Source organism: Candidatus Enterococcus murrayae (genome assembly GCF_017315985.1).
Taxonomy (GTDB): Bacteria; Bacillota; Bacilli; order Lactobacillales; family Enterococcaceae; genus Enterococcus_A; species Enterococcus_A murrayae.
The window spans coordinates 39084-63775 of sequence record NZ_JAFLVR010000009.1; the positions used below are offsets into that span (position 1 = coordinate 39084).

Here is a 24692-nt window from a genome sequence, read left to right on the forward strand (position 1 = left end):
TCAACTTTTTTCTATTAAATGGTGGTTTTTTCACAATGACTTATGAATAAAAATACGGTATAATGCTGACTTGGGAGGTGAAACAAACTGCGGAATTAGGAATCATAGAATAACATCTTGACATTCATGAGCGGTCTTTTCCGTTGATTGTTTTGACGTATTGCATCCCCAAAAGGGACCGTGAATTCGTCGTTAAGTAAGAAGGTTATTCTAAGCTGTCAAAATTGGAGAACTCTATTTAGACATGATCTTTCTAATGAATCTAACAGGTTTAACAATCTGTTATAAAAAAAAGAAAGCAGGGATTAAACAATGACAATTGATTGGCAAAAAGAAGTAGAAGCACGCAAAGACGACTTACTGAAAGACTTAGGCGATCTTATTCGTATCAACAGTATTCGCGATGTGGAACATGGAACAAAAGAAGAACCTCTTGGACCAGGACCAGCAGCCGCTTTACGTAAAGTATTGGAATTTGGCGAACGCGATGGTTTCGTGACGAAAAATATCGAAAACGTAGCGGGTCACATCGAATACGGTGATGGAGAAGAAACCTTTGGGCTTTTAGGACACGTTGACGTTGTTCCCGTTGACGATAACTGGGACACAGATCCATTTGAACCAGTCATCAAAGATGGAAAATTATACGCACGTGGGTCAGCCGATGATAAAGGACCCTCAATCGCTGCTTATTATGCAATGCGTATTATCAAAGATTTAGAATTACCTATTTCTAAGAAAATTCGCTTTATCTTCGGTACTGACGAAGAAAGTGAATGGGTTGGAATCCACCGTTATATGGAAGTTGAAGAAATGCCTAAGGTTGGTTTTTCTCCAGATGCACAATTTCCGATCATTAATGGTGAAAAAGGAATTTTATCTTATGAAGTGACTTTTGCAAACAAAGACAACGCTGAAGCTGGCGACTTTGATCTTGTAAGCTTCAATTCTGGTTTGCGTACGAATATGGTACCAGGAGATGCAACAGCTGTTCTTAAAGTGAACGACGAAGCAAAAGTTGCAGACATGAAAGCGGCATTTGACGCATTCATCGAAAAATCTGAAGTCAAAGGCGAATTTGCTGAAAGCAACGGCGAAATCACGATTACTGTGATCGGTAAAGGTGCTCATGCACAAGAACCAAAATTTGGTGTTAACTCAGCAACATTCTTAGCAGCTTTCTTAGCTGACTACAACCTTGACGGCAATGGTGCTAACTACATTCAAACAATTTCTGAATATATGCACTTAGATTACAACGGTAAGAAAATCAATGCTTACACAAAACACGATGTAATGGGTGAAACAACTTCATCAGCGAACTTGTTCGACTACAGTGCAGACGGCGACAAAAAAGTTACATTAAATGTTCGTCATCCAGAAGGCATCACAAAAGATATCATCTTAGCCAACATGGAAGAAGTTCTTAAAGATGCAGGCGTTTCAATCGCGATCATTGGCGACGTAAAAACTCCTCATTATGTTCCAGCAAGCGATCCATTAGTGAAAACATTATTGGACGTTTACGAAGAACATACTGGTCTTGAAGGCCATGAAGAATCAATCGGCGGAGGGACTTACGGCCGAATCCTAGAACGTGGTGTTGCATATGGCGCAATGTTCCCAGGTGAAGAAAACGTAATGCACCAACCAAATGAATTTATGCCGATTGACAGCTTGTTCAAAGCAACAGCAATTTACGCTGATGCTATTTATCGCTTAGTAAAATAGTCGGTAATGGGAGACAGGGATCCTGTCTTTGTCAGGATTCCTTATCTCATTGAGGAAATGATAGTAAGGAAGGAATTTCAAAGATAATGAAAAAACTCTCAAAAGACGCTTTTGGTGGAGTAGCAGGGAAAGATTATGTCCCGTATGTAGCTGATAAGCCTAAAAAATCAGGTTCACCAATCATTATGATTTTAGGTATTTTACTTGCTGCACTATTTGCTGCATCGACCGCTTATTCAGGTATGAAGGCTGGTTTGACTGTAGCAGCAGGTATTCCAGGTGCAATTATTGGATCAGGGCTAGTCGCTCTATTTGTAAAACCTAAAACCATTTTAGGGAAGAACTTATTGCAATTAATGTCTAGTGGTGGGGAATCTGTAGCATCAGGTATGATTTTCGTATTACCAGCCGTAATCTTAGTTGGCGGTAAAGTGAATTTCATCGAAGGTGTAGGAATCGGAGTCGGCGCTGTCTTACTCGGTGTTGGTGTGTTCTCACTTGTTGAAGATTACATGCTAGTCAGTGAACACGGTAAACTGGTTTATCCTGAAGCAATGGCTATTTCTGAAACATTAGTCGCTTCAGATACTGGTGGCGATTCACTTAAATACATGGGTATCGGATTCGGTATCGGTGGTGTCTTAACTGCGTTAACTGGTTCTGTCTTTGGAATCATGAACAATGTTATCAGCTATGTCAATGAAAGTTTCTATAAATGGAAATTTGAAACAGAAGTAAACCCATTATTAGCAGGTATCGGATTTATCGTCGGAATGGACGTATCTGTCTTGATGTTTGCTGGTTCGATCTTAGCGAACTTCGCGATCGCACCATTACTTGGTTACTTCATGGAAATGGCGAACAGCAATGCACATGTTTGGGATAATGCGTCTCAACTATTGAGTGCTTCAAACTTTGCCGTAATTTCTGGTTCGTATGTTAAATACATCGGTGCTGGTATGATGATCTCTGGTGGATTAATCGGTGCGATCAAATTGATCCCTACCATCATTTCATCGATCTCTGCAACTTTGAAAGGCCGCAAAGACGGTTCTGAAAAAGAAGGCGGCGGCATGCTGCCATTGATCGTAGGTGCTGTGATCGGTATCGTTATGGGATTTGTGATCACTGGAAGTATTGCAATGGCACTTGTAGCAGGTATTTTATCCATTATCTTAAGCTTCCTATTTGTTATCGTTGCAGGTCGTTTGACTGGTACGATCGGTACATCAAACTTACCTGTATCTGGTATGACAATCGCTTCAATGGTTATCTTAACGCTAGTATTTGTAATGATGGGCTGGACTTCAGCTGAAAACACGCAACAATTACTGTTGTTTGGTACATTTATCGTATTAGCCATTTCAGTAGCCGGCGGTTATGCTCAGTCACAAAAAGTTACGTTTGTAATGGGCGGAAACTTCAATGAAGGCCGTCGTTACTTCTTGATTTCTAATATTGTAGGTGTGGTAATCGTTACTGGTATGATGGTTATCTTGTCACCACAATTAGCAATCACTGGTTCTAACCCTCCATTTGGTTTACCACAAGCAAACTTGATGGCAACATTAACTTCAGGGATCACGTCTGGCTCTCTGCCTTGGCACATGATCATCGCTGGTATCGCAATGGGTGTGGTTTTACACTTCATGAAGGTGCCAATCATGACATTCGCGATTGGTTTCTACTTACCAATCTCAACAACTTCAATCATCTTAGTTGGTGCGTTGATCCGTCGTTTAATTGATGAATTAAACAAAAAAGAAACAGAAGAAGTTGCAGAAGAACGTATTACTCTTGGTGTCAGCTTGTCATCTGGTTTGATCGCTGGTGGTTCAATTATCGGTTTGATCGGAATCATTTTACAAGTAACGGGCGTAGTAACTCCAGGAACACCAACAGGCTTCTTAGGTTCTAATGGTTCAGCATTCTTGTTGCTTGCAATCTTAATCGTTGCAATCATTGCGCCGTTGTTAAGTGTGAAGAAAGTGAAACACAATGACTAATCAACAGCCAAATGCTGTGAATCCGGAAACGGAAGAGCTGTTAAAGCGTGTTTACCGAATCAAAGAAGGACTGCATTATGAAATTCGTGATGGCATCGTTTTTGTCATCACCGAACAAAATGCCTGGATCCAACGAGTCTTACGCAAGATTCATTATAAGATCCCAGAAACTTCTGAGATGGAGCTGGATAAATACGGCAGCTTCATTCTTCAGCAAATCGATGGTAAACGAACCGTTAAAGAAATTGGTGAAAACCTTGGCGCTGCCATTGAAGAAGCCAATGATCAGTTGTATGATCGTTTATTGATTTATTTACATCATTTAGAGAAGAATGAAAAATATATTGAATTAGTATAAAAAAATGACCTTCAAGCGAAGCCGCTTGAAGGTCATTTTTCTTGCATGTTTTGAAAAACATACAAATCCTAAACTCTTTTAAAAGAGACGTTTTAAAAATTTTATACTCCTGTACAATAAGGTTAGATAAATGACATTCTGATTTTAGAGAAGAAAATGAGGTAAAAATGAAGAAAAGTATACTGTTTTTAGGATTGATTTATTTGATTTTTATTAGTTTAGGATTGCCGGACTCTATTTTAGGGGTTGCTTGGCCAAGTATGAATGGAGAGTTTAATGTAGCCGCCAGCTCTGCCGGAATCATTGCCATGGTGGTCTCCATTGGAACGATTCTCTCAAGTTTCCAAACCAATCAGCTGATTCAAAAAATCGGAGTCGGTAATTTAATTGTTTGCAGCATTCTCTTTACGGTGATTGGCTTGTGTGGTTTTTCTGTTTCAAAGAATTTTGTCTTTTTAATTATCAGTGCGATTCCCTTGGGATTGGGAGCAGGAGCGATTGATACTGCGGTGAATGATTATGTTGCGCTGCATTATAAGGCTCATCATATGAATTGGCTGCATGGCTTCTGGGGGATAGGGGCAACCCTTGGTCCGATTATTATGGGTGTCTTTTTAAGAAATCAAAATTGGCGGGGCGGATATCTGGTTTTAGCTGGAGTGCAATTCATTTTAGTTACGGTTGTTTATTTTACTCGGAAGCAGTGGAAGCAGCCGAAGCAGGCAGCCCACTCGCTGGAAGCACAGGATTCGCTCTTGACTTTGTTCAAGCAGCCGGGAGTGATTTTTTCACTGATCTGCTTCATTTTTTATGTTGGCGTCGAGGCATGTATGGGATTATGGGGCAGCAGCTTTTTAGTTAAAGTAAAAGACATTCCCATTTCGACTGCAGCATTTATGACTTCAAGCTATTATGCTAGTTTGACCGTTGGCCGACTTGCGGCTGGTTTTTTCACATTTTTCTTATCTAGTCGTAAATTGCTCTACATAAGTGAAGGCTTTTTGTTGGCAGGTGTAGTTTTTCTGATGATAGGAAAAGGCAATTTTGCAGCAATAGGTTTCATTTTTACTGGACTAGGCTCTGCGGCGATCTTTCCGACTATGCTTCATGAGACCCCCGAGCGCTTTGGCACAAAAAATTCTGCCCGTATCATGAGTTTACAGCTCGCTTTGGCTTATACAGGAACGACCTTTTTACCCCCTGCATTAGGTGTATTAGCAGATCGTTTTACGTTGACGATTTTTCCGTATTTACTTTTTTTATTCGGTGGTATCGTGTTCGCTTCGACTATTATTTTAGAAAAAACAGTTCAAGCAACCAATTTGCGATAATTCGTTGTTTAGCATAAAAAGCAAATGATGTGAACAGACGGTGTTGCTTATCCGGTGCTGAGGGCTAGTATGAGGCGCTATAAAATCTTTTTGAAATTTCAAGAAACAGCAGGTGTTTTGTATTTAACAGCTAAAAAGTGGGTGAAGAGTCGTAAACACGATTCTTTGCCCGCTTTTTTAATATGCTTTGGCGATAGTAAATGATACAGTAAAAGCTGCTTTGAAAAAGTATACCAACTTTTTACAGGATTGAATGGTGTAAAAGAGAGTGTTTTCTAAAAAACGCTTTCATCATATGATAAATACAGGAAAGGGAATGGGTGATTCAAATGGATAAACGTGACTATGAGGTGTTCGCAATTTTATTAAAAAATGATCAACTAACGATCACCGAAATTTCTAAACAAATGAAATTATCCAATAAGACCATTTCAAAATCATTAGACAAAATAGCCGATTTTTTGAAGGAGAGTGATTTAGTACTAAGTCGAAAGCCAAAAATTGGTGTCTCTATTCTAGGTGATAAAACGCTTGGCTATCAATTGTTAAATCAGCAGACTGATCGTGATGTGCCAAATACTAGAGAAGAACGGGTTCAATACCTTTGTTTTGAAATTTTGAACAACTCGGGATATTTCACTTTAGCCCACTTGTCCGATTTGCTATTTGTCAGCAAAACAACTTTAGAGAAAGACATGGTTCAAGTGTATGAAATTTTTGCTTATTTCCATGTGACAATTGAAAAGATTCCTGGTAAGGGCTCCTTTTTGAACATCATGGAGTATGAACGCAGAAAACTAGCGTTGGATTTGATTCATTATTTTTGGGGACAAAACTGGCAGATTATTAATCAGAATGGACAGTTTTTACATTTGATTGAAGGCGTGCCGCGTTTTGCTCAAAACTTTGTCAATATTGACTACTTAAAGCAGATCAATATCATTTTGCAGCAGTTCATTTCTCAAAATGATATTCGGATCAGCGATTTGAATTATCAATCATTGATTTTACATTTGCTGATTGCGGTAGAACGAATCAAAGATCATCAGCTGATCAATGTCCAAAAAGACACTGAGGGGAAGAAAAAGGAGCTAGTGCTGGAAGGACTGGTTGTTAAATTGGAAGAAGCTTTTCAGATTCAAATACCTGAGCTTGAAATTACCTATATTCAAATATATTTCAATCACCTGAATCAAGAATTGGTGAAGGAATCGCGGATTGATGAACATGCAGTTACTGAAATTATTAAACAGTATACGAGTCTCGATGATCGGGAAGCCATCATGACCTTATCCCAACATATCAAGCTAGCCCTTGAACGAATCTTAAATAAATTGCCTGTTAATAACCCTTATACGCAGGATATCAAAAAGAATTTTCCTATCTCGTTTGATGAGGCATTGAGCTTGAAGCAGAAGCTGGAAAAGCATTATCGGTTGTTTATTCCAGAAGATGAGGTTGCTTATATGGCCGTACATTTACAAGCGCATCGAGAGCGAATGAAATCTGAGGATGATTCTCAAATTGAAGTTTTACTGGTTTGCAGCAGTGGGAAAGGAACCTCACAGCTGCTAGCTGCAAGAATTAAACGAGCGTTTCCAGAACTGATTATCAATCGGATACTTTCGGTACAGGAGCTATACAATACTAGCATCTCAGAGGACTTGGTTCTTTCTACAGTGAATATCTCGTTGCCAGAACAGCGGCTTTTAGTCGTTTCCCCAATTCTTAGCCAAATCGACCGCCAGCGAATTCAACAATTATTACAGGAAAATCAAGGAATCAGTCAGCGCAATTATGAGTTTAGCCGCCTGATCAAAAAAGAATTGATTTTCTTAGATGAAAACTTTCAGACAATGGAGGATGCGCTGGCATTTATCGGCGAGCAATTAGTTGAGAAAGGATATGCTTCGACAGAGATAATAAAGAGCGCTGTAGAACGGGAGCATTTTTCTTATACCTCTTTTGAAAAATTTGCGACACCTCATGGAAATCCTGAGTTTGTCAAAAAATCAGCGATCAGTTTTTTACGACTGAAAAATGAGCTTGTTTGGGGAAGTACGAATGTTCGATTTGTCTTTTTTCTTTGTGTAAAAGATGAGGACCCCCAACAATTAGAAAAAATATTTGATTCTTTGTTAGAAATTATTGATGAAAACGAAAAGGGCTATCTAGTAAAGGGAGATGCGCCACAAATTTTAGCTTATTTGAAAGAAGGACTTAAAGAATGAAAGTATTAGAAGTATTAAACACCAATCGTGTGAATCTAGCATTAAAAACTGCGACGAAAGAAGAAACTATTCAAGAAATGGCTAAAATGTTGTCTGCCGAAGGTTTATTAAAAGATGAAGCGGTCTTTGTTTCCTCCGTTTTATCAAGAGAAGAACATTCAACCACGGGCGTTGGAAATGGTATCGCGATTCCTCATGGGAAATCATTAACTGTTGTGGAGCCAGCAATTGCTTTTGCCAGATTAGAAAGCGAAGTGGAGTGGCAGGCATTGGATGAAAAGCCTGTGTCATTAGTAGTGATGCTAGCTATACCGGATAGTCAACAAGGGGAAACTCATTTATCCATTCTTTCTGAAATTGCGATAAAGCTAATGGATGATGACGTCGTAGAAAAATTAAAAACAGCAACAAAGGCTGATGAAATTGTAGAAATTCTAAGTTAAACGGAGGAGAAAACTATGAAAAGAAAAATTATTGCAGTCACAGCATGTGCGACAGGAATTGCTCATACCTTTATGGCGGCGCAAGCATTGAAAAAGGAAGCTAAAGCGAAGGGGTATCTATTAAAAGTAGAGACGCAAGGTGCGACAGGAATTGATAATGCTTTGACAGAAAAGGACTGTCAGATTGGTGAGGTGGTAATTTTTGCAGTAGATACCAAAGTTCGTGATGAGGAACGTTTCGCTGGGAAGAAGATTCTGAAGGTTCCTGTGGCGGCGCCGATCAAGGATGCAGAAAAAGTAATCAGTGACGCATTGGCCTTAGTCGATAATAATTAATTAGGAGGAATAGATAATGAAGAAAGTGTTGTCGGAAATCAAAAATCATGTGTTGACCGGGATTAGTTACATGATTCCATTGGTAATTGCAGGTGCCGTCATTATGGCAATATCCCGTGTGGGTGGTTCATTGTACGGACTGACTGATATTTGGGATGCGAAATACGCAGAGAGCGCGAATGGACTTATACGTCTGCTTCACAGTATTGATGGCTTTGGCGGGACCGCGCTAGGTTTAATGTTCCCTGTCATTTCAGCATTTATTGCTTACTCAATTGTTGACAAACTGGGAATTGTACCTGGTTTAGTAGGCGGGATGCTGGTGAAGGATATCAATGCTGGCTTCTTAGGTGCTATTGCAGCAGGATTGATTGCAGGGTACATTTGCCTTTGGATTCGTAACCATGTGAAATTACCGCAATCAATGGCATCGATCGTTCCGGTCTTTTTGATTCCTGTTTTAGGAACCTTATCGACTGTATTGATCATTAATTATATTATTGGGGTTCCGTTCGCTGCCTTGAATATTGGTTTGGAGAACTGGTTGAACAGCTTAAGTGGTGGAAATCAAATTATCATGGCAGCGGTCGTCGGTGCGATGGTCGGCTTTGATTTAGGAGGCCCCGTCAACAAAGCCGCGGTTACAACGGCGATGGCTTTATTAACTAGTCAAGTATATGCACCAAATACTGCTGCACAAGTAGCGATTATTATTCCACCAATCGGACTTGGGCTGGCAACCGTTTTTGCAAAGAAAAAATACAATACAGAATTACGTGAAGCCGGAAAGTCAGCAATTATTATGGGATTAGTCGGTGTCAGTGAGGGAGCGATCCCATTTGCTGTTGAAAGTCCGTTAAAAGTTATTCCGTCAACTGTGATTGGTTCAGCAATCGGTTCGGCGATGGCAGTTGGTCTAGGTGCGGTCAACCAAGCTCCAATCAGTGGTTTTTATGGCTGGTTTACTGTTGAAAAATGGCCAATCTATGTTTTGTCGATTGCAACAGGTGCACTGTTTGTTGCGATATCCAGTGTGTTATTACGTAAAAATGATCAAGGAATTGATTTGAATCCGATTGAAGAAGAAGAGTACACTTTTGATGAAGCTGAGTGGGAGAGCTAATGACAAACGTTCATATTGTAAATCATACTCATTGGGATCGTGAGTGGTATTTTACCTCAATGGATGCCTTAGTGTTAAGTGACCAGTTGTTCTCAGACGCAATTGATGAGTTGAAAAAGCATCCAGAAGCAAGTTTTGTTTTAGATGGTCAATTATCGATCTTGGATGACTATCTACTATTATATCCAGAGCGCCGAGATGACATTAAGGAATTGGTGACCAATAAGCAATTGTTTATTGGTCCGTGGTATACACAATCGGATGCGTTCTTTACTACTGGTGAAGCGGTTTTACGCAACGCAATGATCGGTATTTTTGAAAGCAAGAAATACGGAGAGTATATGCCAATCGGTTATTTGCCTGATACTTTTGGCTTTAATGCACAGATTCCAGTGATTTTAAAAGAGGCAGGATTGGAAAGCATCATAATGTGGCGTGGTTTGCATTTGAATAAACATGTCAAATCACCCTATTTCAAATGGCGGGGCTTGAACCGGAAATCAGAAGTGACCGCTTTGAACTTACCTCAAGGATATGGCACAGGCATGTTATTGGAGCCTACAACGGAGTACGTCGATGGTCGTCTTGATCCGGCAATCGATTTTATTAAGCAATATACTGACAGTGAGATTTTGATTCCCTCTGGAAATGATCAGTTAGCAATTATTCATGACTTTACCGAAAAGATTGAAAAAATCAATCAGTTAGGAAAATATACCTATCAAGTCAGCACTTACCAGGATTTTTTAGCGTATGTGAAGCAGCAAGAGCTGGAAATTTATTCTGGAGAATTCCGTGAGCCGGTTCTGGCTCGTGTGCATAAAACTATCGGGTCTGTTCGAATGGATTTAAAGCAAATGATTTTCCATTTAGAAGACAAATTGATTCAACGAATCGAGCCATTAATGGTGTTGGCAGAAAAAGTCGGAATTAAATTAAGTAATCGTTTAGTAATGTTGGCATGGAAAAAATTATTAGAATCGCAAGCCCATGACAGCTTGGCAGGATGTGTTTCAGATAGTGTTGCTGAAGATATCAAGCATCGCTTAAAGGAAGCACAAGAAATTTGCGATAGTATAGAAAATACGATTTTAAAACAATTGGCTGATTATTTGGCACTAAATCAAAATGAAATTTTGGTAGTAAATACTTCGCCAAATAGATTTAAGGGTACTAAAACGGTCACGGTGCTTTCATCCAAACCAAATGTGCAATTTTTAACCGCTGAGTCAGTCGTGGTCCAACAAGAATTTGTTGCTAGTCGAGAGAATATTTTGGAAGAGACACCTGCTGGCAATCGCTATATCACAGAACCGGGATATTACATTTTAACGGTTGAACTAACTTGCGAGCTGCCGGGGTTAGGTTATAAAGTCTTCGCTTTTGAAGAAACGGAAAACGAGTTGAAACGATATGTGGGTAAAGAAAGCAAAATCTCTAGCAAAGAGCTTTCAGTAGAGTTTATGGATGGTGTGGTTAATCTGAACTTCCAAGGTACCGTCTTCAAAGATTTTCTTTCTTTAGTAGAAGAAGGCAATGCAGGAGACACCTATGATTTTTCACCAAACAAAGACCGAGTAGAAGAAACATTGCGCTTTGATCGTTGCGAATGCTTGATTGAGGAGAGACAGCAAAAGATGATCTTGCAGGGTCAAATGAAGCTGCCTAAAACGATGACTGATCGAGAAGCAGGACAGTACAACACTACTTTTTCTTATCAAATGACTTTAACATTGAAAAAAGAGGGACAGCTTTCCGGTTCAATTACATTCAAAAACTCCATCATGAACCATCGAGTTCGTTTGCAGCTTAGAGGTCTGCAGGATTTTGTGAAGGCGGAAGCGGGCTTGCCATTCGGTATGATCACTCGTGAAAATCAGCCGCTGGAAAATTGGGAAGAAATCTATTCCGAAATGCCGGTGAATGTGAATCCCTTTGAGAAAATTGTCAGTGGTCTTTCACCGGATTATCGATTGACACTTTTTACTCAGGATAGTAAGGAATATGAGTATCAAGCGAACAGACTGTGGGTTACGCTATTGGCGACAACAGATAGTTTGGGAAAACCTGATCTGCTGTATCGACCAGGGCGTGCTTCCGGTGATACAACCAAAAAAGGTCATATCATGATGGAGACACCTTTGGCTCAACAGTTAGGACAAGATATTCGTTTTGATTTCGATTTAAGAATTGATGCGTCTGTACTACCAGTAGAAAAACTCCATCATTGGAAAAATCAGTTGCTGCAGCCATCCGTATCTTATCAAAAACAAGCATTAAATTATTTCGTACAGCGAATCGATAATAAAATCCAGACCTTTGAAACGAAGCTGTCACTTCAGGAAAAAGAGTATAGCCTACTTGATTTTGGTGAAACAGAATTATTCATTAGTAGTCTGCATCGTTCCTATTATGATTCTTCTGCTTTCATCGTGCGTTTTGAGAACCCGACGGCTAATGAAATCCAGTTACCAGTCAGGGAGCTATTCATTGGAAACAAGGTTTTACGAATCAATGCAGTAGAAGAACCTTTGGAGTATACAGAAATAGTTGATCCATACAGTGTTGTTACATTCTTAATCAAGTAACCTGAGACTGGGATGATACCAATCATCTCAGTCTTTTAGTAAAGGAAGAGTAAATGAAAAAAATAATTATTGAAAAGACAGGTATTTCCAGCGGACTATTTTGGGGTTATGTGGGTTTAATTTTTTTCATGCTGGGTGCGACAATCGAAACAAGCTGGTTTTCTTCCTATTTAACAACAATCGGTTTCGAAGTAAAGGCAGCCTCGTTATTGTTTAGCTGCTATGGAATATTTGTTGCGTTCTTTTCATGGATCACGAGCTTTCTAGTCAAGCGCTATTCGATAAAGAAGGTGATGTTGTCAAGTATATTTTTATCGCTCCTAAGTACAGGCGTCTTATTAACAGGGTTGGCAGCAAAACAATCCATGTTGATTTTTTCGGGATATATGCTTCGGGGAACAGTATATCCATTATTTGCTTACGCATTTTTAGTGGCGATAACTATTCAAACACCTGCAAAGAATTTGGGACGAGGAACTTCATGGTTTTGGCTGTGTTTCAATTTAGGCATGACCATTGTGGGTCCGGTGTTAGCGACGAAGCTATTAAATTATTTTAGTGTCTATGCTGTCTTTCTGCTAGGCAATTTCTTAGTCCTGGTCGGTGGAATACTTTCAATTTTATTGTGTCAGGAAGCAAAAGCTGAAGCAGCTTCCAAATCGATTACAGGGGAAATGAAGGAGGGATTACAAATTCTATTTCGCTTTCCACGTCTGACATTAGGCTTACTGGTCAAAGCGATTAATAATATCGGCCAATTTGGATTTGTGATCATGATGCCGATTTTCTTATTGCAGCACAGTTTCACATTGCTGCAATGGAGCAGTGCGTGGGCCGCGTGTTACGTGATTAATTCGATTGCAGGTATTTTATTCGGCGAGCTAGGGGATAAGTTTGGCTGGCGCAAAATTGTCACCTTATTTTCTGGGACTATCACGGGCTTTTCATGTTTATTGTTGATAGTAGTTATTAATTATTTCCCAGGCAATTTCATTTTTCTAGTTCTGGCATTTTCGGTTTTTGCGATTGGGGTTGCTGCGTTTGGACCACTTTCTGCCTTGATCCCTTCGATGGTACCGGAGCATAAGGTTACAGCAGTCTCTGTTTTAAACCTGGGGTCAGGACTCAGCAACTTTTTTGGGCCGATGCTGGTAACGGTTTTGTTTCAACGATTTGGCGGGAATATTACTTTGTTTGTTTTCGCGGGACTCTATTTTTTGGCCAGTATACTAAGCTCACAGCTAAAGCTGCCAGATGAAGTAAGTGGTGAAAGGGTCCAGTCTACCTAACCAAAACCTCTCCGCAAAAAATGCGAAGAGGTTTTGTCAGATTACTTTTTCCAACGTTTCAAATCTGGGAAAAAGCCTTCCATAAATTCTTTTGCTTCTGCCTCGGTCTGACCTTGTTGTTCCAGCATTCCAGCTTCCTTCATATGCTTCACACTGATGGCAATCATTTCATCCATTGTACAGTCTTCAGTGAAGGTACCATGTTTATAGCAATAAAGGCAGTAGTCTTCATTTTTAGCACCATCATGCTCAGTGCCATATAGGCCTTCTCTTAGCGGAATGCCGCAGCTTTGACAAAATACCATTTCTTCCATAAAATTCCCTCCTTCAAATAAACCATCGGTTCTACCATAATTTTAACAAAAAGCTCGGCACTGGTACATGAGGGAATGAAACTTCCTTTAGTAATAGATCCATCAAGCATGAAAACCCAATCCTTGGTTCATTTAACGAAGGATTGGGTTTGGTTATGCTGATCTATTCTTCAGAATGTCCGAAATTTACATGACACGGATAGAATGATAGGCTTCATGAACGGCGTCAATGATTTTTCGTGAAGCTACCGCGTCACCGACCGTTGTCACGTCAAGGGTTTGTGGCAGGGCTTCTTCCAAATCGTTGATAGGGTCATAGCCTGCTGCGACAATCACTGTGTCTGCCGGGATTTTTTTCTCTTTGCCATCATACATCACCACTACGCACTCCTCTTGAATTTCTTGGACGGAGGCACTTGTCAGTAGTTCTATATCCGTAGCAGCAATGCGGTGTCTTAATGACAAATCATTATTCTTGGAATGTACGACAGTTTTTAAAATATCATCCAGCATTTCGACGACGGTCACGTGTTCAGCTAATTCTTCCATATATAAGGCAGTCTCACAACCGACTAAGCCGCCACCGATGATTACAACGTTTTTCCCTGGCAGTTTTTTGCCAGTCAGATAATCGTTGGCCGGTGCAGCAAACTCAATTCCTTTGATTGGCGGCATTTTACTTTTTGAACCAGTTGCTAGAATGATTTTATCAAAATTCCCTGCCACGATATCTTCAACATTGGCTTCTTTTCCCAGATGCAGGTCAACATTTAAGCGTAAAATTCTTCGTTCCATATAGTCAATCAGTTTAAGTACATCTTTTTTGAAGGTTGGATAACCAGCTGCATGGAGATTTCCACCGAGCCGTGATGATTTTTCCCATAGCTGCACATCGAAACCGCGTTCCGCTGCAGCAATCGCCGCCTCCATCCCGCCTGGACCGCCGCCGATGACTAGTACACGTTTGGGTTGATCCGCAGGGGTCAGTTGATAATCTTTTTCTGCATAGCATAGCGGGTTTACTGCACAATAGTAGTGCTTTCCACTAAAACCGCCTAGCAGGCACTCGTTACAGCCGATACAAGGAGTAATATCATCCAGGTGATTATTTTTCACCTTATTTACCCAATGAGGATCCGCTAGCATTTGATGGGCTAACCCAATAAAATCGGCGTCGTTATTTGCTAAGACACTTTCGGCGTCGCTAGGATCGCCTAGTTTGCCTTGGCCGATTACGGGAATTGAAACAGCGGCTTTGATGGCTTTGGTTGCGAAAATTTGATGCATGGGTTCTTCGTAAACCGTCGAGATCGCTTTGTACCAAACCTCATAACAGCCTACATCGACATGCAGAGCACTAACACCAGCAGCTTCAAGCAATTTAGCCATTTCAATACCTTCATCAAGCTCGCGTCCGCCTTCACAGCCGTGATATGCGGTAAATTTCATGATAACCGGAAAATCCTCGCCGCAATAGTTTTTAATAGAAGCGATCGCTTCGGTTGAAAAGCGCAGGCGATTTTCGAGGCTGCCGCCATATTCATCCGTTCGTTTATTCCAAAGTGTCGAATGAAATTGATCCATCAAATAACCGCCGTAACCATGCAGCTCTACACTATCTGCACCAGCGGCTTTGGCTAGGCTGGCAGAGTAACCAATCTTATCGACTAAGTAATGGATATCTTCAACAGAAAGCTGGCGGCATTTTAACTCGGGGAACCAAAAAGAATATGCTTCATCACTGGCAGAATAGGGGGGATTGAAGGGATCAGCGTAAACCATCCGACCTAAACCCGGTGTGATCTGAACACAAACCTTTGTCCCATGATGGTGGCAGCGTTCAATCAGAACCGCCAGCTTTTCTACATTGTGAAAATTAGACAGTTCGTTTTCTGGACGTTCTTCATATTTTGTTGTTGCAATATTGGCACCGGTAATAATTAATCCTACGCCGCCTTTTGCGCGTTCTTCAAAATAATTGATACAACTTTGAGTGTAACTGCCGTCGGATTCTGGTTTGGTTCCCATGGGTGCCATGATAACTCGGTTCTTCAGCTTCATTGTTCCAATGTTACCCTTTTCGAAAAGCTTCATTTTGTTTTCCTCCTCAAAAGTTATGTAAATCACAATCTTTACTCGAGTAAAGAATACCATTTAAAGGAAGCGTTTACAATAGTGTTTTCAGTTTTTTTGAAGGTATGCTAAACTTATTAAGACTCAGGAGGGATCATTATGGGGACAAAAAATAAAATCCTTGATACTGCTTATCAATTATTTCATGAGGAATCCTACAATAAAGTTAGTATCGAAGACATTTGTGCAAAGTGCCGATTGACTAAACCGGCGTTTTACTATCATTTTTCTTCTAAAGCAGATTTGCTTATTCATTACTATGATGATGTTATACATTATTTGCATGAAACCTTAAAAACAAAGACATTTAACGGCAATTACTGGGAGCAATACTTGTTTTGCTTCACTGAATTGACCAGAGCTAGTGAAGAATTAGGGGCAGATTTAATGAAGCAGTTGTATATTGCCAATTTAAATGAAGATAAAGGGTCCTTTAATTTCAATCATTCCTTTTCTGAAATCGGCATTGGACTGATCCAGCAGGCGCAGCAGGAAAAGCAAATCCGAAATCAGCAGGGGGCACAAGATTTGTTCATTGCGTCATCATTTATGTTTACCGGGTTTGAGGTTTTCTGGAGTATTAAACAAGGCCGAATTGAGCGGGAACAAAGTGTTATTTGTGCATTGGAGACAATGTTCGACGTTGCTCCTGAATATGCTGTTCAGAAAGAGAGCGATTCGCTGCACTTCGAAAATTTTCAATAGGCGGATAAAGGTTTCTGAAATAATTTTGGAACCGGCTTATTTTTTAAAAGAAGCGAGGGAACGTTTTCATTGAACTTTAACCGAAAAGTCGGAGTATTTTGTTATACTTATACTATCTGAAAAAAAGGAGAGAAGTAGATGAAAATCAATCAATTTGGTTTAAAACGTGTTCCGCTAGATGAAGCGAAGAAGGAATTGACCGAAGCAGGTTTCTTAACTATCGATTCAGCAAAGAATGCGACGAAATTATGGTTTGAATTTTTACGCAAAAGCTTTTTAACAGTAAAGGAAGAAAGCGGCTTTATTAGTAAACTTGGCAATTTCTTAGCAGATGAAGCGACGGATCTGGCGGAATTTTATCAAGCGCATACTCCTTTAACGAAAGAAGTTTTTTATACGATGGGTCTGCAGCAATTAGACTTTGAACCGACGATTGATTTTGCGGCAAAGGATGTTCTTGCAGAGGCTGAAAAAATCGGAATACCAATGATTGATGGTGATTTTTCCGATAAGAACACGATCATTGAAGCGTGGTATTTATTATTAACAAGCCATACAAAAAATGGACTGAACTATCTTGATAAACTTGCTTCAGAAGGATTTTACTTGGATAAGGAAGTCAGCAAGCCATTTTTCTTCAACGGAAAAGCGCAGGCGGTCTTTGATACCTCTCGTTTAATTCGTGAAGTCGTCTATGTCGAGGCGCCGCTTGATACGGACAAAGATGGAAAACGTGATCTGTTGAAGCTGGAGATTCTACGGCCAGCCGAAACGGAAGCTGGGCTGCAGGTGGCAACATTATTTACAGCGAGCCCATACAGTCAAGGAGTCAACGGACCAGCAGGCGAGGAATTGACCTATGATGTGAATGTTCCGTTGGAGCGCAAAGAACCAACAGAGACGACTTACGAAGAAATCCAATATAAGCCGGCAGCAGAAGAATTGCCGGCAGAACGGGAAGTCAAAGGGAAAGCGACCCATGCAACAGAGACCTTCGTTCGCGAAAATAATCATAGCTTGAATGATTTCTTCTTAGCTCGCGGCTTTGCGGTAGTCTATGGTTCAGGGATTGGTACACGAGATTCTGATGGGATTCAAACCTGCGGATCTGTCGAACAGACGACATCAATGGTTGCCTACATTGAATGGTTAGCAGGCAATCGCCGTGCTTTCACAAATCGGACGGACAATATCGCAATCAAAGCATGGTGGAGCAACGGCAAAGTGGCAATGACGGGAAAATCATACCTTGGTACTTTAGCGACTGCTTGTGCGACGCGTCAAGTTGAAGGGCTGGAAACCATCATTTCTGAAGCGGCGATCTCTGATTGGTATCAATATTATCGCGATAACGGCTTGGTTATAGCGCCGGGCGGATTTCCGGGCGAAGACGCTGATGTTTTGGCGATCGAGACCTTCAGTAAGATGCGCAATGCCGGCGATTATCTTCACAGCAAGAAATTTTTCTTGGATTACTTGAAAGAAATGGCAGAGCTGCAGGACCGGAAGTATGGAAATTATAATACTTTCTGGGATGAGCGCAACTATTTGCCGTTTATCAAAGATATCAAGTGCGATGTAGTGATGGTTCATGGACTGAATGACTGGAACGTGAAGCCGCGACAGGTTGCGGATTTGTGGGATGCGTTGAAGGATGTACCGGTTGCGAAGAAACTGATCCTACATCAGGGACAGCACATTTATATCAATAATATGCCGTCACTGGATTTCCAAGATATGATGAACCTATGGCTGAGTCATAAACTTTATGGCGTAGAGAACAATGCGAAAGAACTCTTGCCAGACATTGTTTATCAAAAGAATACTGCGGCTGAAACATGGGCTACCTTGAAGGACTGGGCGCCTGCTAACGAAAAAGTTTATCACTTGGGTGAAAACAACTTAGCGGAAACAGCGGCTTCAGGTCAATTCACATTCAATGACCAATTGCCTGAAGCACAATATCAAAGCTACACGAAAGCTATCGATTTGTGGGAAAAAGAGCTGAAGGAAGCTGGGCCGATGGATGGTCACCGCTATTTAGCGAAGACAGAAGCTTTAAATGAAGCGATCTTCTTAAACGGTCGTCCAAAGGTGAAAATCAAAGTAGCTTCAAGCGTCGATCTAGGGATGCTGAGCTTTGAATTGATCGATTTTGGCACAGCGAAACGCCTGAAGCCTGTACCAGATGTTTTAGCACTACATGGCTTGCCATTAGGCAGAAATTGGCGTGAAGACAATCTGGTAGAATTCAAATTAGGGGCGGAGAACGAGTATAAGCTAATCACTCGTGGGCACATCAACCTGCAAAATCGTGAGAATGCTTGGAAAAACGATGAGTTGAAGGCTAATGAATTTGTTGAAATCGAAGTCGTTCTGCATCCAACGATGTATCATTTGCCAGCAGGGCGTCAAATCGGCTTAGCTGTTTATGGCACAGATTTTGGAATGACTGTTCGCGGCAATCAACCGATTGAGTACACGTTAGATTTAGCGGAATCTCAATTGATTCTGCCAATCGGTGAATAGCCTGAGTCGTTGATTTCGAATAGGCTGCAGACATTTGAGAAAATAAAAAATAAACGAGATAAGGCATGCTCATCATTCGATGGTCGTGCCTTGTTTTTGTGATAAAGGAACCCGCTAATCGAGAGAAAATCGTATTCTCTAACGACCATTCTTTTCATTATCCCTTTTGGCACATTTGTTATATGATAAGTCAGAAGAATCGAAAGGAGCTGAAAATATGAAGGAACGTGTTGTCGTTTTTGGTGATGCGATCATTGCGATTATTTTGACAATCATTGTCTTAGAATTGCCTATTCAAACAGCTGCCAACGGTGCGGTTGATATGGTCTCATTATTTCGAGCGGTGGGAATCTATTTTATCAGTTTTTGTTTTGTGGCGAATCTGTGGTTTCAAACAGGCTATGCCTTCAATAAAATCGAGCAAGTCAAAAACAAGGACTTGGTGATTTATCTGCTATTGCTGTTTTTCTTATCATTGGTTCCGTCAGCTACGCGTTTGCTGATCGAAGATACGACTAAACAGACTCTCTTGATTTATGGTGTCCTGACCCTGATCGTGACTTTAGTGATGCGGCGTTTGATCGTGGCGCTAACAGAGCAGTCATTTAAAGGTGAAAAACAACGGAAGCGGCGTGTGAACGAGCTGAACAAGCAGGATTTGTTGTCAATTATTTTTCGAATCGTAGTGTTGGTCTTCGGACTGTTTTACGTAAGGCCGGCGCTGATCATTTATTTGATTTTGCCGATTTTAGCTTTTTTACAAAACATCATTGATCGCGAAGAGGACAGTCTGATTGCTTCGTTAGATGATGAACAGCAGGCAGACTATTTCCAAGACCGAAATCAGGTTTGGGGGAATTCGATGCGGCGCTATTCTAAGCTGCTGCGGGATTCAATGAAAACAAATGGTGAGCAGGATCCTGATCGATGGAAGCAAGTCATGGTTGATTGGGAGGAGCACATTAACAAAGAGATCAATGAACGCAAGGAACAGCTTTCGTCATTGAATGGGAATGATAGGCACCGAGCAGAAAACGAGATTGCCCGTTTGGAGAAGCAAAAGCAGAGAATGGAAAGACAAAAGGCGATGACTGAGCGTCGGATCAATGAAGCAAAAGAGCTGAGTGATCAGGTCCTAAGTCAATCGAAAAAAAGAAAGTAGCAGCCAAGGCGCGATGAAGCAGCATGCTTTTCGCCTTGGTATTTTTTTGTGTTCATTATATAATGAAGTATAAATATCGCAAAGGAAATAGGTGGAAACCATGACGCTAACAGCGATCGAGCACCCAATCAAAATGTACATTCGACGGGACCTTGGCATCACTGTTGAACAATTCGGTAAGCTAGCTGGTATACCTCAGTCTACTTTAGCAACTTGGATCAAACGAGATCGCCGAGTAGAAAAATTGCCGATTGACTTCTACAGTGCCTTGTCTACGGTTCGCAAGCAAAAAATTGAGATCGTATATGGTGAACTGTTAGAGTGGCAGCAGCGTTATGATCGCTACAAGCAGGAGAGTCTCCAAGCAATCGCGGAGGAGCAGCCGTTGTTCTCACTGGCTGCAGAGGAAGGGCGTACTATTTATCGCTGCTATCGAACTCGTCAGATCGAAAACCAGCTGCTGGAACCAGCTAGACGTTTGCGCAAAGCCATCGATCAATTAAATGCCCAAAGCTTTATTCAAGTGATGATCGAGATTTATGGAACGGTGGCAGAGCCGATGCCAACCTGGATTGCAAAGTCCTTCAATAAAAGTGAGCTGAAGGAAATCGGGCAGGCATTTTACAATGAACTATTGATGAAGGGATAAAAATCTATTCCTCATCGAATGAGCTGGCGTAAAGTCAAATGGGTCTATCACTATTGATTATGATCGTGATAGACCTATTCGACTTTCATTTTGTTAAGTATTTTTGAAAAAGACTTTTCAGTTGGGCATAGTTTTGTGGATTTTCAAATAAAAAAGAAGCGGTTCTCCGCTTCTTTATAATTCTTCTTTTACAGTATTGGTGATCTTTTTTAGTTCATCTGTCATTTGCCCAGAGTGTTTGATAATATCTGATACGCGTAAGAAGCTGTTTTTGTACATCGCCACTTCGCGGAACTTCTTGTATTTTTCCTCGATCTCGTTAAAGGTCGCCGGCTTGCGATCATCTTTTTCAACGGTTTCCGAACCATTCACATAATGCATCCCTAAAAATGAGAGGGCATCATTGATCCCATCTAAAAAGGCTTCATACTCCTCTTGGCGGATCTTGCCGTCGGCCAAACGCTGCCGCTGTTTTTCAATAAAAATCTCAACTACTTGTTCCATTCCCAATCCTCCTGTCTCTACGCATTTTTCTTATTGCTCATCCAGTTTATTGTACTATGAAACCAAGTGTTTGTGTTATAGAAAAACGAAAAAATTTTGCCTAATAGTAACCCTGCCGAAATGTAGTCAGTATTTTATGAATTTTCAAAATAATTTGACAGTTTTTCTTTTTTTGGGAATAATAAATAAAAGATTAAAACCATCGAATAAAATGTAAAACTGAAGGAGACGTTCATATGGAACAAAGTAAACGCAAGCAACTATTAAAGCTGATCGAATCCGATTGTCGATTAACTGTAGAAGAATACGCGGTGATGCTGGGCGAAGAAGAAGTGATCGTTTCTGCAGAAATCAAACGACTGGAAGAAGAAAAAATTATTTGCGGCTATCGTGCCTTGATTGATTGGGATAAGGTGGAGGATGATTGGATCGAGGCCTTGGTCGAGGTTCAAACGATTCCTAAAGGGGAAGAGGGCTATCGTGAAATTGCTGAACGTGTTCGGAAGTTCCCCGAGGTCAAATCCTTCTTTTTCGTCAGCGGCGGCTTCGATTTTGTTCTGCTGCTGCAGGGCCGCAACATCAAAGAAATCTCGAAATTCATCTCAACTAACCTAGCATCGATTCCTGATGTTTCTGGAACACAGACGCATTTCCTGTTAGACAAATACAAGGAGTGGGGCATTGATATGTATCAAGATGACTCAGATCCTAGAATTCAGGTGAGCCCATGAGAAATTTTTTGACGAAAAAAATTACAGATATTCAACCATCGGGTATTCGAAAATTCTTTGACATCGTCTCTGAACAGCCTGATGCGATTTCTCTAGGTGTCGGTGAGCCGGATTTTGACACACCGTCGCATATGACACAAGAAGGCGTGCGTTCGATCCAAGAAGGCCGCACCTTTTATACGGCCAATGCCGGTCTGATCGAGCTGCGTGAAAAAATCAGCGATTACCTGCTTTATCGCAATAAGGTCAGCTACGATCCGAAGACTGAAATTGTCGTGACGGTCGGCGGAAGCGAAGCCATCGATGTAGCGTTGCGGACCTTTGTCGATCCAGGTGATGAGGTGATCATTCCTCAGCCCAGCTTTGTGTGCTATGAACCAATCACGCAAATCGTAGGCGGTACGCCAGTAACGATCGATTTGCAGGCGAAGAACAATTTCGCGTTGACACCAGAAGAGCTTGAGGGTGTATTGACCGAAAAAAGCAAAATTTTGATTTTGTCCTATCCAAATAATCCGACCGGCGGAACGATGGATCGCGAAGCGTTGATTAAAATCGCCGATGTAGTGAAAAAGCATGACCTGTTAGTTATTTCTGATGAAATTTATGCGGAGCTTGTGTATGACGAGCCCTTTACCAGCATTGCGGAGCTTCCGGGAATGCGTGAACGGACGATCGTTATCAACGGGTTTTCAAAAGGCTTTGCGATGACCGGTTGGCGACTAGGCTTTATGGCGGGACCAGAGATGTTTATGGAGCAGCTGTTGAAGCTTCATCAATATACGATCATGGCGGCTCCGACTGCGAGTCAATATGCGGCGCTGGCTGGACTGAAAAACAATTGGCAGGAGACCGTGGAGCCGATGCGGTTGTCTTATGAGGAACGTCGAAATTATCTGCATCATGCGTTGGAGAAAATGGGCCTGCCTTGTTATAAGGCAAAGGGAGCTTTCTATCTTTTTCCGCAAATCAGCCAATTTGGCTTGAGCAGTGAGGAGTTTGCCTTGCGATTGCTGGAGGAAGAGAAGCTGGCCGTGGTTCCGGGATCGGCTTTTGGGAAAAGCGGAGAAGGCTTTTTACGACTTTCATACGCGTATTCGATTTATGAGCTGAAGGAAGCCATTCAACGTTTAGAACGTTTTGTGACACGGTTGAAATAATGAAAGGAGCGGAGCGATCCGCTCTTTTTTTTGTAAACTATTTTGGATTGAAAAAATAAGCACCTAGAGTTTCTAGTTATACAAATAGCTAAGTTTTGGGTTTTAATAAAATTTTTTCTTTAGTTTTAATAAAGCCGTTTTTACTTCTTACTAGAAATGTTAAGATGAAGCCATATCCTGGGGGATAAGAATTTTTTTAAGGAGGCTTTTATGCTATCACGCTTCAAACAATCAAAACTGTTTTTTTGGACGGCTGAGATTGTCTTAACGATCATAGGGATTTATTTTCTGTTACAAATGCCTAATATCTTCGAACCTGTATTGGGCATGATCTCCGCAATCTTGATGCCTTTATTGATCGCCGGCTTTCTTTACTATATGTTCGATCCAATCGTGGTCTTTTTGGAGGAAAGAGGAGGCGTTCCTCGTGTTATCGGGTTTCTCCTATCATTTGTCGTGATTGCGTTTATCATTGTTCTGATCATGATGAATGCTGTTCCGAAAATGATCGAGCAAACGGTTCAGCTAACGCAAAATCTGCCTGTTTATGCAGAGGAATCTGGTCGTTGGTTAAATGAATTGGCTAACAAAGAGGAATTCAAAAACTTTAATTTGGAAGAACAATTGGCTTCCGCGAATTTGACGATCAACAATCTGCTTAAAGTCGGAATCGTCAGTGTGACCACTAGTTTGTCACGGCTTTTTGGCTTCGCGATGAAATTTTTCGTTCTTTTGTTTACGGTTCCTTTCATTTTGATTTTTATGTTTAAGGACGGTCACAAATTCCTAGATGCTGTTTCGCATTTCTTTCCCTTATCAATTCGTAAAGAGCTGCGTCAAACGGTGCGCGAATTAAATGAGACCTTATCTGCTTATATCAGCAGTACCGTTTTAGATGCTTTCATTATTGGGATTTTGAGTTTTATCGCAATGACGATCTTCCAACAGCCTTATAGCCTGCTACTGGCTCTTTTTTGCGGAATTACCAATATTATTCCGTATGTTGGGCCATTTATCGGAGCCGTGCCGGCGATTATTGTCGGTCTGTTTATTTCACCGCTGCAAGTTTTGTACATGGGGCTATCTGTCTTAGTCATTCAGCAATTAGATGGTAATTTAATCAAACCGCTGCTGTTTGGCAAGTCGCTGAATATTCATCCGCTAACCATTATCCTTGTTTTGATTGGAGCGGGAAGTGTTGCTGGAATCGTAGGAATGCTGATCTGTATCCCAGTTTACGCTGTGATCAAGACACTGATCATCAATATTCATAAAATCTACCAGCTTCGCCGTGAGAGCCACCTATTTAAGGACAACGGAGAAGGGTAACATGCAAATAAACAAAAGCCGTCTTCCAACACCTTATTGT

Annotated in this window: 20 protein-coding genes; 17 read left to right on the forward strand and 3 right to left on the reverse strand. The window is 41.0% G+C overall.

Translation table 11 applies throughout. From position 1 onward, the window contains the following. Positions 1-312 precede the first annotated feature (312 nt). The 10 genes from pepV to JZO85_RS04435 all read left to right on the forward strand — a co-directional run bounded on the left by pepV (position 313) and on the right by JZO85_RS04435 (position 13436). Positions 313-1731 (forward strand): dipeptidase PepV, encoded by a 1419-nt coding sequence (pepV, locus tag JZO85_RS04390; protein ID WP_207107310.1) that lies wholly within the window; start codon positions 313-315, stop codon positions 1729-1731. Positions 1732-1817: 86 nt separating this feature from the next. Next, positions 1818-3737, forward strand: coding sequence for an OPT/YSL family transporter (locus JZO85_RS04395; protein ID WP_207107311.1), 1920 nt, complete (start codon positions 1818-1820; stop codon positions 3735-3737). Continuing rightward, a complete protein-coding gene (locus JZO85_RS04400) occupies positions 3730-4095 on the forward strand; it encodes a PqqD family protein (RefSeq protein WP_207107312.1) in 366 nt (121 codons plus the stop codon). The genes JZO85_RS04395 and JZO85_RS04400 overlap by 8 nt, the downstream gene beginning before the upstream one ends. A gap of 167 nt (positions 4096-4262) precedes the next feature. Further along, positions 4263-5426 carry an MFS transporter gene (locus tag JZO85_RS04405; protein WP_207107313.1) on the forward strand — a complete coding sequence of 388 codons (1164 nt, stop codon included), beginning with the start codon at positions 4263-4265 and terminating at the stop codon, positions 5424-5426. A gap of 329 nt (positions 5427-5755) precedes the next feature. Next, positions 5756-7657, forward strand: coding sequence for a BglG family transcription antiterminator (locus JZO85_RS04410; protein WP_242550211.1), 1902 nt, complete (start codon positions 5756-5758; stop codon positions 7655-7657). After that, positions 7654-8100: a PTS sugar transporter subunit IIA gene (locus JZO85_RS04415; protein WP_207107314.1), complete on the forward strand. Its 447-nt coding sequence runs from the start codon at positions 7654-7656 to the stop codon at positions 8098-8100. Before JZO85_RS04410 ends, JZO85_RS04415 begins: the two co-directional genes overlap by 4 nt. Before the next feature lie 15 nt (positions 8101-8115). Next, complete coding sequence (locus tag JZO85_RS04420) at positions 8116-8436, forward strand: PTS fructose transporter subunit IIB (RefSeq protein ID WP_207107315.1); 321 nt, start codon at positions 8116-8118, stop codon at positions 8434-8436. A 16-nt stretch (positions 8437-8452) separates the two neighbouring features. Next, entirely contained in the window at positions 8453-9559 is a 1107-nt protein-coding gene (locus tag JZO85_RS04425) for a PTS fructose transporter subunit IIC (protein WP_207107316.1), read from the forward strand. Beyond that, positions 9559-12147 carry a glycoside hydrolase family 38 N-terminal domain-containing protein gene (locus JZO85_RS04430; RefSeq protein WP_207107317.1) on the forward strand — a complete coding sequence of 863 codons (2589 nt, stop codon included), beginning with the start codon at positions 9559-9561 and terminating at the stop codon, positions 12145-12147. Before JZO85_RS04425 ends, JZO85_RS04430 begins: the two co-directional genes overlap by 1 nt. Before the next feature lie 53 nt (positions 12148-12200). Then, the gene (locus JZO85_RS04435) at positions 12201-13436 is read left to right on the forward strand and encodes an MFS transporter (protein WP_207107318.1); all 1236 of its coding nucleotides are present in this window, start codon (positions 12201-12203) and stop codon (positions 13434-13436) included. A 41-nt stretch (positions 13437-13477) separates the two neighbouring features. Here JZO85_RS04435 and JZO85_RS04440 read toward each other — a convergent pair whose 3' ends face one another. Together JZO85_RS04440 and JZO85_RS04445 are read right to left on the reverse strand one after the other, a co-directional pair. Continuing rightward, on the reverse strand, positions 13478-13750 hold the full coding sequence (locus tag JZO85_RS04440) for a zinc ribbon domain-containing protein (RefSeq protein WP_207107319.1): 273 nt from the start codon (positions 13748-13750) through the stop codon (positions 13478-13480). 186 nt (positions 13751-13936) lie between these two features. Beyond that, positions 13937-15844 carry an NAD(P)/FAD-dependent oxidoreductase gene (locus tag JZO85_RS04445; RefSeq protein WP_207107320.1) on the reverse strand — a complete coding sequence of 636 codons (1908 nt, stop codon included), beginning with the start codon at positions 15842-15844 and terminating at the stop codon, positions 13937-13939. A gap of 138 nt (positions 15845-15982) precedes the next feature. Here JZO85_RS04445 and JZO85_RS04450 point away from each other — a divergent pair, with 138 nt between their 5' ends. The 4 genes from JZO85_RS04450 (at position 15983) to JZO85_RS04465 (ending at position 20928) form a co-directional block, all read left to right on the forward strand. Further along, a complete protein-coding gene (locus JZO85_RS04450; RefSeq protein WP_207107321.1) occupies positions 15983-16588 on the forward strand; it encodes a TetR/AcrR family transcriptional regulator in 606 nt (201 codons plus the stop codon). 138 nt (positions 16589-16726) lie between these two features. Next, positions 16727-19117: a Xaa-Pro dipeptidyl-peptidase gene (locus JZO85_RS04455; protein WP_207107322.1), complete on the forward strand. Its 2391-nt coding sequence runs from the start codon at positions 16727-16729 to the stop codon at positions 19115-19117. 217 nt (positions 19118-19334) lie between these two features. After that, positions 19335-20279: a TMEM175 family protein gene (locus JZO85_RS04460; protein WP_207107323.1), complete on the forward strand. Its 945-nt coding sequence runs from the start codon at positions 19335-19337 to the stop codon at positions 20277-20279. Between the two features lie 100 nt (positions 20280-20379). Continuing rightward, positions 20380-20928 carry a hypothetical protein gene (locus tag JZO85_RS04465; RefSeq protein WP_207107324.1) on the forward strand — a complete coding sequence of 183 codons (549 nt, stop codon included), beginning with the start codon at positions 20380-20382 and terminating at the stop codon, positions 20926-20928. A gap of 174 nt (positions 20929-21102) precedes the next feature. On the opposite strand, the gene JZO85_RS04470 is transcribed toward JZO85_RS04465, so the two are convergent. Continuing rightward, positions 21103-21432, reverse strand: coding sequence for a hypothetical protein (locus tag JZO85_RS04470; RefSeq protein ID WP_207107325.1), 330 nt, complete (start codon positions 21430-21432; stop codon positions 21103-21105). Positions 21433-21668: 236 nt separating this feature from the next. Here JZO85_RS04470 and JZO85_RS04475 point away from each other — a divergent pair, with 236 nt between their 5' ends. The 3 genes from JZO85_RS04475 to JZO85_RS04485 all read left to right on the forward strand — a co-directional run bounded on the left by JZO85_RS04475 (position 21669) and on the right by JZO85_RS04485 (position 24652). Then, positions 21669-22163, forward strand: a complete 495-nt coding sequence (locus tag JZO85_RS04475; protein ID WP_207107326.1) for an Lrp/AsnC family transcriptional regulator — start codon at positions 21669-21671, stop codon at positions 22161-22163. Further along, entirely contained in the window at positions 22160-23323 is a 1164-nt protein-coding gene (locus JZO85_RS04480) for an aminotransferase class I/II-fold pyridoxal phosphate-dependent enzyme (RefSeq protein WP_207107327.1), read from the forward strand. The genes JZO85_RS04475 and JZO85_RS04480 overlap by 4 nt, the downstream gene beginning before the upstream one ends. 210 nt (positions 23324-23533) lie before the next feature. Continuing rightward, entirely contained in the window at positions 23534-24652 is a 1119-nt protein-coding gene (locus JZO85_RS04485; protein ID WP_207107328.1) for an AI-2E family transporter, read from the forward strand. Positions 24653-24692: the final 40 nt, after the last annotated feature.